Source organism: Streptomyces sp. SID5643 (genome assembly GCF_009872555.1).
Lineage (GTDB): Bacteria > Actinomycetota > Actinomycetes > Streptomycetales > Streptomycetaceae > Streptomyces > Streptomyces iakyrus.
The window spans coordinates 23,825-32,601 of the sequence record NZ_WWIC01000263.1 but is presented as its reverse complement, the minus strand read 5'-3'; the positions used below and the strand labels follow the sequence as shown (position 1 = coordinate 32,601).

General features: G+C 71.1%; 5 protein-coding genes. 3 read left to right on the top strand and 2 right to left on the bottom strand.

What is annotated here, in order from left to right; genetic code table 11:
- The first annotated feature begins 123 nt into the window (after nt 1-123).
- The 3 genes from GTY56_RS29715 to GTY56_RS29705 all read left to right on the top strand — a co-directional run bounded on the left by GTY56_RS29715 (nt 124) and on the right by GTY56_RS29705 (nt 5,344).
- On the top strand, nt 124-1,572 hold the full coding sequence (locus GTY56_RS29715; RefSeq protein WP_161368397.1) for a xylulokinase: 1,449 nt from the start codon (nt 124-126) through the stop codon (nt 1,570-1,572).
- A gap of 110 nt (nt 1,573-1,682) precedes the next feature.
- Nucleotides 1,683-3,416, top strand: coding sequence for an ABC transporter transmembrane domain-containing protein (locus GTY56_RS29710; RefSeq protein WP_161368396.1), 1,734 nt, complete (start codon nt 1,683-1,685; stop codon nt 3,414-3,416).
- On the top strand, nt 3,416-5,344 hold the full coding sequence (locus GTY56_RS29705) for an ABC transporter ATP-binding protein (RefSeq protein WP_161368395.1): 1,929 nt from the start codon (nt 3,416-3,418) through the stop codon (nt 5,342-5,344). The genes GTY56_RS29710 and GTY56_RS29705 overlap by 1 nt, the downstream gene beginning before the upstream one ends.
- Nucleotides 5,345-5,446: 102 nt before the next feature.
- Here GTY56_RS29705 and GTY56_RS29700 read toward each other — a convergent pair whose 3' ends face one another.
- A complete protein-coding gene (locus tag GTY56_RS29700) occupies nt 5,447-6,742 on the bottom strand; it encodes a sigma-70 family RNA polymerase sigma factor (protein WP_161368394.1) in 1,296 nt (431 codons plus the stop codon).
- An 86-nt stretch (nt 6,743-6,828) separates the two neighbouring features.
- Nucleotides 6,829-8,748 carry a DNA primase gene (gene dnaG / locus GTY56_RS29695; protein WP_161368393.1) on the bottom strand — a complete coding sequence of 640 codons (1,920 nt, stop codon included), beginning with the start codon at nt 8,746-8,748 and terminating at the stop codon, nt 6,829-6,831.
- Nucleotides 8,749-8,777: the final 29 nt, after the last annotated feature.

Here is an 8,777-nt window from a genome sequence, read left to right as displayed (position 1 = left end):
ATCGATGTGCGGCTCCGCCGCGTGGGCGCGAGCAGCCCCGACGCACCCGCACACGAACCCGGCGACGCACCCCCACGGCGCCCACGGCTCCAGCCGGCGCAGCGGTACGGCAGAATTTTGGCCATGGGGATAGTCGCCGGGTTGGACAGTTCACCCGATTTCACTCGTATCGTCGTCTGTGACACGGACACCGGAGCCGTGCTCAGGCAGGGATATGCATCGCATCCGGTGGAGAGCCCCGCGGGCGGCGGCCGGCCGTCGGACGTCGATCCGCAGGCCTGGCTGCTCTCCCTGGGCGAGGCCGCGGGCGGTGGGCTGCTCGAAGGTGTGCAGGCGATCGGTGTCTCCGCCCAGCAGAACGCCGTCGTGCCGCTGGACGCCCAGGGCAACACCGTGCGGCCGGCGATGGTCGGCGGTGACAAGCGGACGCAGGTCGCCGCGGCCGACCTGGTCGACGCGCTCGGGGGGCGGGAGGCCTGGGCGCAGGCCGTGGGCTGTGTGCCGCAGGCCGCGCAGCCCGTCACGAAGCTGCGCTGGATGGCCCGGACCGAGCCGGAGAACGCGCAGCGCACCGCGATCCTCCTCCAGGCGCACGACTGGCTGGTCTGGCAGCTGCTCGGCCGGCCGGTCAGGAGAACCACCGACCGGGGAGGGGCGTCCGGCACCGGCTACTGGTCGGCGGCGACCGGCGGCTACCGGCCCGACCTCGTGGAGCTGGCGCTCGGGCACCAGGTGATGCTGCCGGAGGTGATCGGTCCGGCGGACGCGGCCGGTACGACGCCGGAGGGGCTGCTGATCTCCGTGGGCACCGGCGAGACCATGGCGGCGGCGTTCGGTCTCGGCATCGGCCTCGGTGACGCGGTGGTGTCGCTGGGCGCGTCCGGGTCCGTGATGGCCGTGCACCCCGAGGCCCTGGTCGACGGGTCGGGCATGATCACCGCGCTCGCGGACGCGACCGGCATGCACCTGCCCGTCGTCACCACGCTGAACGCCGTACGGACCCTGCGCGGGGCCGCCGAGCTGCTCGGGCTGCCCGATCTGGAGAGCCTGTCCGACCTGGCGATGAAGTCGACGCCCGGGTCGCACGGTCTGGTCCTGCTGCCCTATCTGGAGGGCGAGCGGACGCCGAACCTGCCGCACACCGCCGGGACCCTGGCAGGGCTGCGGCGCGAGTCGATGAAGGCGGAGCACCTGGCGCGGGCGGCGTTCGAAGGGATGCTGTGCGGGCTCGCGGACGCGCTGGACGTGCTGCGCGGCCGGGGTGTGGACGTGCGGCGCGTGTTCCTGCTCGGGCCTGCCGCCGAACTGCCCGCCGTGCAGGCGGCGGCACCGATGCTGTTCGGGACGCAGGTCGTGGTGCCGCAGCCGGCGGACTACGCGGCGATCGGCGCCGCCCGACAGGCGGCCTGGGCGCTGGGTGCCTCGCAGGGCACGCTCGACGTGCGGAACCCGCCGGTCTGGCAGGGCGCCGTGGCGCAGGTGCTGGAGCCCGGCGACGAACTGGCCGTGGGGCAGGCGGTGCGGCAGCAGTTCGTGGCGGTGCGGGAGCAGACGCATCCCGGAGCGCTCTGACCTTTTGACCTCCCGTCGGGTTAATTCGGTTGAGGTAACACCGGTGGAGTGTTCGACGATAGGGGCCAGGGGCAACCAACCGCTCCGTCGCCCACTCCGAGAGAAGCAGCGTGCTCATACGACTCCTGCGGACCCACCTCAGGCCCTACAAGAGACCCATCGCCCTGCTGGTGCTGCTGCAGTTCCTGCAGACCTGCGCCACGCTCTACCTGCCCACGCTGAACGCCGACATCATCGACCGGGGTGTCGTGAACGGCGACACCGGCTACATCCTGGGCTACGGCGGTCTGATGATCGGCATCTCGCTGGTCCAGGTCGTGTGCAACATCGGCGCCGTGTACTACGGCGCCCGTACGGCGTCGGCGCTCGGGCGGGACGTGCGCGGTGCCGTGTTCGACCGGGTGCAGTCGTTCTCCGCGCGTGAGGTGGGCCACTTCGGGGCGCCGTCGCTGATCACGCGGACGACGAACGACGTCCAGCAGGTGCAGATGCTGGCGCTGATGACGTTCACGCTGCTGGTGTCGGCGCCGATCATGTGCGTGGGCGGCATCGTGCTGGCGCTCGGTCTGGACGTGCCGCTGTCCGGGGTGCTGGTGGCGGTCGTGCCGGTGCTGGGCATCTGCGTGACGCTGATCGTGCGGCGGCTGCGGCCGCTGTTCCGGGCGATGCAGGAGCGGCTGGACGCGGTGAACCGGGTGCTGCGCGAGCAGATCACCGGCAACCGGGTGATCCGCGCCTTCGTCCGCGACGAGTACGAGCAGCAGCGCTTCCGGAAGGCCAACACCGACCTCACGGACTTCGCGATGGGCACCGGCAACCTGCTCGCGCTGATGTTCCCGATCGTCATGACGGTGGTGAACCTGTCGTCGATCGCCGTGGTGTGGTTCGGTGCGCACCGGATCGACAGCGGCGGGATGCAGATCGGTGACCTGACGGCGTTCCTGGCCTATCTGATGCAGATCGTCATGTCCGTGATGATGGCCACCTTCATGTTCATGATGGTGCCGCGCGCGGAGGTGTGTGCCGAGCGCATCCAGGAGGTGCTGGACACCTCCTCCAGCGTCGTGCCGCCGTCGGCGCCGGTGCGGGAGCTGCGCCGGCACGGGCATCTGGAGATCCGCGGGGCGGGCTTCCGCTATCCGGGTGCCGAGGAGCCGGTGCTGCGGGCCGTCGACCTGGTGGCCCGGCCGGGTGAGACGACGGCCGTCATCGGCTCGACCGGCAGCGGCAAGTCCACGCTGCTCGGGCTGGTGCCGCGGCTGTTCGACGCGACCGACGGGCAGGTGCTCGTCGACGGTGTCGAGGTGGCGGAGATCGAGCCGAAGCTGCTCGCCGAGACCGTAGGGCTGGTGCCGCAGAAGCCGTACCTGTTCGCGGGCACCGTGGCGACCAACCTGCGCTACGGCAACCCTGACGCCACCGACGAGGAACTGTGGCACGCGCTGGAGGTGGCGCAGGCCAAGGACTTCGTCGAAGGCCTGGAGGGCGGGCTCGACGCTCCGGTCGCGCAGGGCGGGACGAATGTCTCCGGTGGACAGCGGCAGCGGCTGGCGATCGCCCGGACGCTGGTGCAGCGGCCGGAGATCTACCTCTTCGACGACTCCTTCTCCGCGCTCGACTACGCCACGGACGCCGCCCTGCGGGCCGCGCTCACGCGGGAGACGGCCGAGGCGACCGTGGTGATCGTCGCCCAGCGGGTGGCGACCATCCGGGACGCCGACCGGATCGTCGTGCTCGACGAGGGCCGGGTCGTCGGCACCGGGCGGCACCACGAGCTGATGGCGGACAACGAGACCTACCGGGAGATCGTGCTCTCCCAGCTCACGGAAGCGGAGGCTGCCTGATGGCCGGGCCCATGGGGCGGATGATGGCCGGGGGCGGCCCCGACCAGCGCTCGCTGGACTTCAAGGGCTCCGGCAAACGGCTGGTCGCTCAGTTCCGGCCGGAGCGCGCGACCCTCTACGTGCTGCTGCTGTGCGTGGTGCTCAGCGTCGGCCTCAACGTCGTCGGGCCGAAGATCCTCGGCAAGGCGACCGACCTGGTCTTCGCGGGCATCGTCGGACGGGGCATGCCGGAGGGGGCGAGCAAGGAGCAGGTCCTGGAGCAGATGCGGCAGCGCGGGGACGGGGACGTCGCCGACATGCTGCGCAGCACCGACTTCACCCCCGGCGAGGGCATCGACTTCACGGCCGTCGGGCATGTGCTGCTGCTCGCGCTGGGTGTGTTCACGGTGGCCGGGCTGCTGATGGCGGTGGCGACGCGGCTGGTGAACCGGGCCGTGAACCGGACGATGTTCCGGATGCGCGAGGACGTCCAGACGAAGCTGTCGCGGCTGCCGCTGTCCTACTTCGACCGGCGCCAGCGCGGTGAGGTGCTGTCGAGGGCGACGAACGACATCGACAACATCGGGCAGACGCTCCAGCAGTCGATGGGGCAGCTCATCAACTCGGTGCTGACCATCATCGGCGTCCTCGCGATGATGTTCTACGTCTCGTGGATCCTCGCGCTGGTCGCGCTGGTGACCGTGCCGCTGTCGTTCGTCGTGGCCACGCGGGTGGGCAAGCGGTCGCAGCCGCACTTCGTCCAGCAGTGGCGCTCGACAGGGCAGTTGAACGCGCACATCGAGGAGATGTACACCGGGCACGCCCTGGTGAAGGTGTTCGGGCGGCAGGAGGAGTCGGCGAAGCAGTTCGCCGAGCAGAACGACGCGCTGTACGAGGCGGGGTTCAAGGCGCAGTTCAACAGCGGGGTCATGCAGCCGCTGATGATGTTCGTGTCGAACCTCAACTACGTGCTGGTGGCGGTGGTGGGCGGGCTGCGGGTCGCCTCGGGCTCGCTGTCGATCGGTGATGTGCAGGCCTTCATCCAGTACTCGCGGCAGTTCTCGATGCCGCTGACGCAGGTCGCCTCCATGGCGAACCTGGTGCAGTCCGGTGTCGCCTCGGCGGAGCGGGTCTTCGAGCTGCTCGACGCGGAGGAGCAGGGCGCCGACCCGGTGCCGGGGGTGCGGCCCGAGGAACTGCGCGGGCAGGTGGCGCTGGAGCACGTGTCGTTCCGCTACGACCCCGAGAAGCCGCTCATCGAGGACCTGTCGCTGAAGGTCGAACCCGGGCAGACGGTGGCCATCGTCGGCCCCACGGGTGCCGGCAAGACGACGCTGGTCAACCTGCTGATGCGGTTCTACGACGTCACCGGCGGGCGGATCACCCTCGACGGGGTCGACATCGCTCGGATGTCCCGGGACGAACTGCGCGCCGGGATCGGCATGGTGCTCCAGGACACCTGGCTCTTCGGCGGCACCATCGCGGAGAACATCGCGTACGGGGCGTCCCGGAAGGTGACCCGGGGCGAGATCGAGGAGGCGGCCCGGGCGGCGCACGCGGACCGGTTCGTCCGGACGCTGCCGGACGGGTACGACACGGTGATCGACGACGAGGGCACGGGCGTCAGCGCGGGTGAGAAGCAGCTCATCACCATCGCCCGGGCGTTCCTGTCCGACCCGGTGATCCTGGTGCTGGACGAGGCGACGAGCTCGGTCGACACGCGGACCGAGGTGCTCATTCAGAAGGCCATGGCGAAACTCGCCCACGGCCGCACGTCGTTCGTCATCGCCCACCGGTTGTCGACGATCCGGGACGCGGACGCGATCCTCGTCATGGAGAACGGCTCGATCGTGGAGCAGGGGGCGCACCAGGAGCTGCTGGCGGCGGGCGGTGCGTATGCGCGGCTGTACAAGGCGCAGTTCGCGCAGGCGGTGGCCGAGGTGGACTGAGTCGCGTCCCGGGTGCCGAGTGGGGTCGTGGGGCGGCTGCGGGTCCGGTGGGGGCTGGTCGCGCAGTGCCCCGCGCCCCTGGGGCCGGACCCGCACGCGGCGTCACTCCAGATAGCCCCGCAGCTGGTCCGCGAAGGCGTGGTCCCGCAGTTTGTTCAGGGTCTTCGACTCGATCTGGCGTATCCGTTCCCGCGTCACACCGAAGATGCGGCCGATCTCCTCCAGGGTGCGGGGGCGGCCGTCGGCCAGGCCGTAGCGGAGTTGGACGACCTTCCGCTCCCGCTCCCCCAGCGTCGACAGGACCGCCTCCAGGTGCTCCCTGAGCAGCAGGAACGCCGCCGACTCCACGGGGGAGGCAGCGTCGCCGTCCTCGATGAGGTCGCCGAGGGCGACGTCGTCCTCCTCGCCGACGGGGGCGTGCAGCGACACCGGCTCCTGGGCGAGGCGCAGCACCTCGCTGACCCGCTCCGGAGCGAGCTCCAGGTGGGCCGCGACCTCCTCCGGCGTCGGCTCACAGCCCCGCTCCTGGAGCATGCGCCGCTGGACGCGGACGACCCGGTTGATGAGCTCCACGACGTGGACCGGAACCCGTATCGTGCGGGCCTGGTCGGCCAGGGCGCGTGACATGGCCTGGCGGATCCACCACGTGGCGTACGTGGAGAACTTGTAGCCGCGGGCGTAGTCGAACTTCTCGACGGCCCTGATGAGGCCGAGATTGCCCTCCTGCACGAGGTCGAGCATGGTCAGGCCGCGGCCGACGTAGCGCTTGGCCACCGATACGACCAGGCGCAGGTTCGCCTCGATGAGGCGGCGCTTGGCCATGCGGCCCATGACGACGAGCCGGTCCAGATCGAGGGCGAGCTGGCTGTCCAGGTCGGGGGTGAGCCGCAGCTTCTCCTCGGCGAACAGGCCGGCTTCGACCCGGCGGGCGAGTTCGACCTCTTCGGCGGCGGTGAGCAGGGGGATGCGGCCGATCTCCCGCAGGTACTGGCGGAACAGGTCAGAGGAGGGGCTGCCGGTCTCGGTACGCGCCGGGTTCGGTACGACGGCCTCAAGGGGCTCGGCGGCCTCGGCGGCGACGGCGGGCGGTTCGTCCGGCTCCGGTTCCGACTCGGGGTGGTGCGCGGCGCGGCTCTGCGCCGGGACCCCTGACAGGGCGTCGGCCTCCGCGTCCGGCGCGGCACCGTCGGCGCCGGGGACGGCACCGGCGTCGGTCTGGGCGAGGGTCTGGGTCTGCACGGGGGCGACCTCCAGGATGATCGCTGCCGGCGGGTACGGCAGCGGTACTTCGGGGGCGGAGTCGGCCTCGCCGCTTTCCGTCCCGTACGCGATGAGCGGAACCGCGGGGGTCTGGGACCCGTCGGTGACGGATCGGCCGCGCTCCGAGGACTCAGGCACCGGAACCCAGTGTGGGGTAAGACACATCGTCGCCACGAGGGGCGTGCGATGACTTTTTGCTTCCGGTCCGTGACCGCGCGGTGACCTCAGAGCGCGGCGGCGCCGTGCTCCCTGAGGGTCTGGTCGTACTGCTGGAGGACCCACAGCTCGTTCTGCACGGCGGCGAGTTCGGCCGGGTCGCCGTGGGTGCCGAGGCGGGTGAGCCGGCCGGTGATGTCGCGGATACGGCGCTCGACGGCCCGGCGGCGGACCGTCACCAGCTGGGCGCCCGCGTAGACCTCGTCGACGCCCTTCACGCCCCTGTGCAGCATGATCGCCTCGACGGCCAGCTCCGTGACCATCGCGCGGACCGCGTCGTCCGGGGCGGCCTCGCGGACCCTGACCAGGTAGTCCTGGGGGTCGGCGACGCCCGGTTCGGCGCCGCCCGCGTCGAGGATGGCCTGGCGGACGGCGGCGTAGGGCGGGGCGGTGAATTCGTCCACGCCGTACGCGTCGAAGGCCGGGGAGACCAACTCGGGCCGCTGGAGGGCGAGTTTGAGCAGTTCCCGTTCGGTGGCGAAGACCGGGTTGCGGAGGTTGAGGGCCGGGCCGCGGGGGGCGGCGGACTGCGGCGGGCCGGCGTACTGCTGCCCCGGGTGGTGCCGCTCCGGGGCGGGGCCCTTGCCGCCGCGGTCGCGGGCCCAGCGGGCCAGCTGGGCCACGCGCTTGACCACGAACTGGGTGTCGAGGATGCCGAGCATCCCGGCGAGCTGGACGGCGACCTCGTGCTGGGCGCCGCTGTTCTTGATGCGGGCGACGATCGGGGCGGCTTCGTCCAGCGCGGAGGCGCGGCCCGCCGGGGTGTCGAGGTCGTAGCGGCTCACGATCTGGCGCAGCGCGAACTCGAAGAGCGGGGTGCGGGGTTCGACGAGGTCGGCGACGGCCTCGTCGCCCTTGGCCAGGCGCAGGTCGCAGGGGTCCATGCCGTCGGGGGCGATGGCGATGTACGTCTCGGCGGCGAACTTCTGGTCGTCCTCGAAGGCGCGCAGGGCCGCCTTCTGGCCGGCGGCGTCGCCGTCGAAGGTGAAGATGACGCGGGCCGAGCCGTTGTCCATGAGCAGGCGGCGGAGGATCTTGATGTGGTCGCCGCCGAAGGCGGTGCCGCAGGTGGCGATGGCGGTCGTCACACCGGCGAGGTGGCAGGCCATGACGTCCGTGTAGCCCTCGACGACGACCGCGCGGGACGCCTTGGCGATGTCCTTCTTCGCCAGGTCGATGCCGTAGAGGACCTGGGACTTCTTGTAGATCGCCGTCTCGGGCGTGTTCAGGTACTTGGGGCCGTTGTCCGCTTCGTAGAGCTTGCGGGCGCCGAAGCCGACGACGTCGCCGCCGATGTCGCGGATGGGCCACATCAGACGGCCGCGGAAGCGGTCGATGGGGCCGCGGCGGCCCTCCTGGGAGAGGCCGGAGAGGAGCAGCTCCTTGTCGGTGAAGCCCTTGCCGCGCAGGAAGCGCGTGAGGTGGTCCCAGCCCTGGGGGCTGTAGCCGACGGAGAAGTGCTGGGCGGCGGCCTGGTCGAAGCCGCGCTCGGCGAGGAACTGGCGGCCGGTGTCGGCCTCCGGGCTGGTCGCGAGCTGTTCCACGTACCAGTCGGCGGCGATCTTGTGGGCCTCGACCAGGCGGATCCGCTCACCGCGCTGGTGGGAGGGGTTGTAGCCACCCTCCTCGTAGCGCAGGGTGATGCCCGCCTGGCCGGCCAGGCGCTCGACCGCCTCCGAGAAGGTGAGGTGGTCGATCTTCATCACGAACGTGATGGTGTCGCCGCCCTCCTGGCAGCCGAAGCAGTGGAAGAACCCCTTGCTCGGGCTGACCTGGAAGGAGGGCGACTTCTCGTCGTGGAACGGGCAGAGTCCCTTCAGGTTGCCGCCGCCCGCGTTGCGCAGCTGGAGGTACTCGGACACCACGGCGTCGATCGGGACCGCGTCCCGTACCGCCTTCACGTCCTCGTCGTTGATCCGTCCAGCCACGCGTGAAGTCTACGGCGGCGGACCGACAG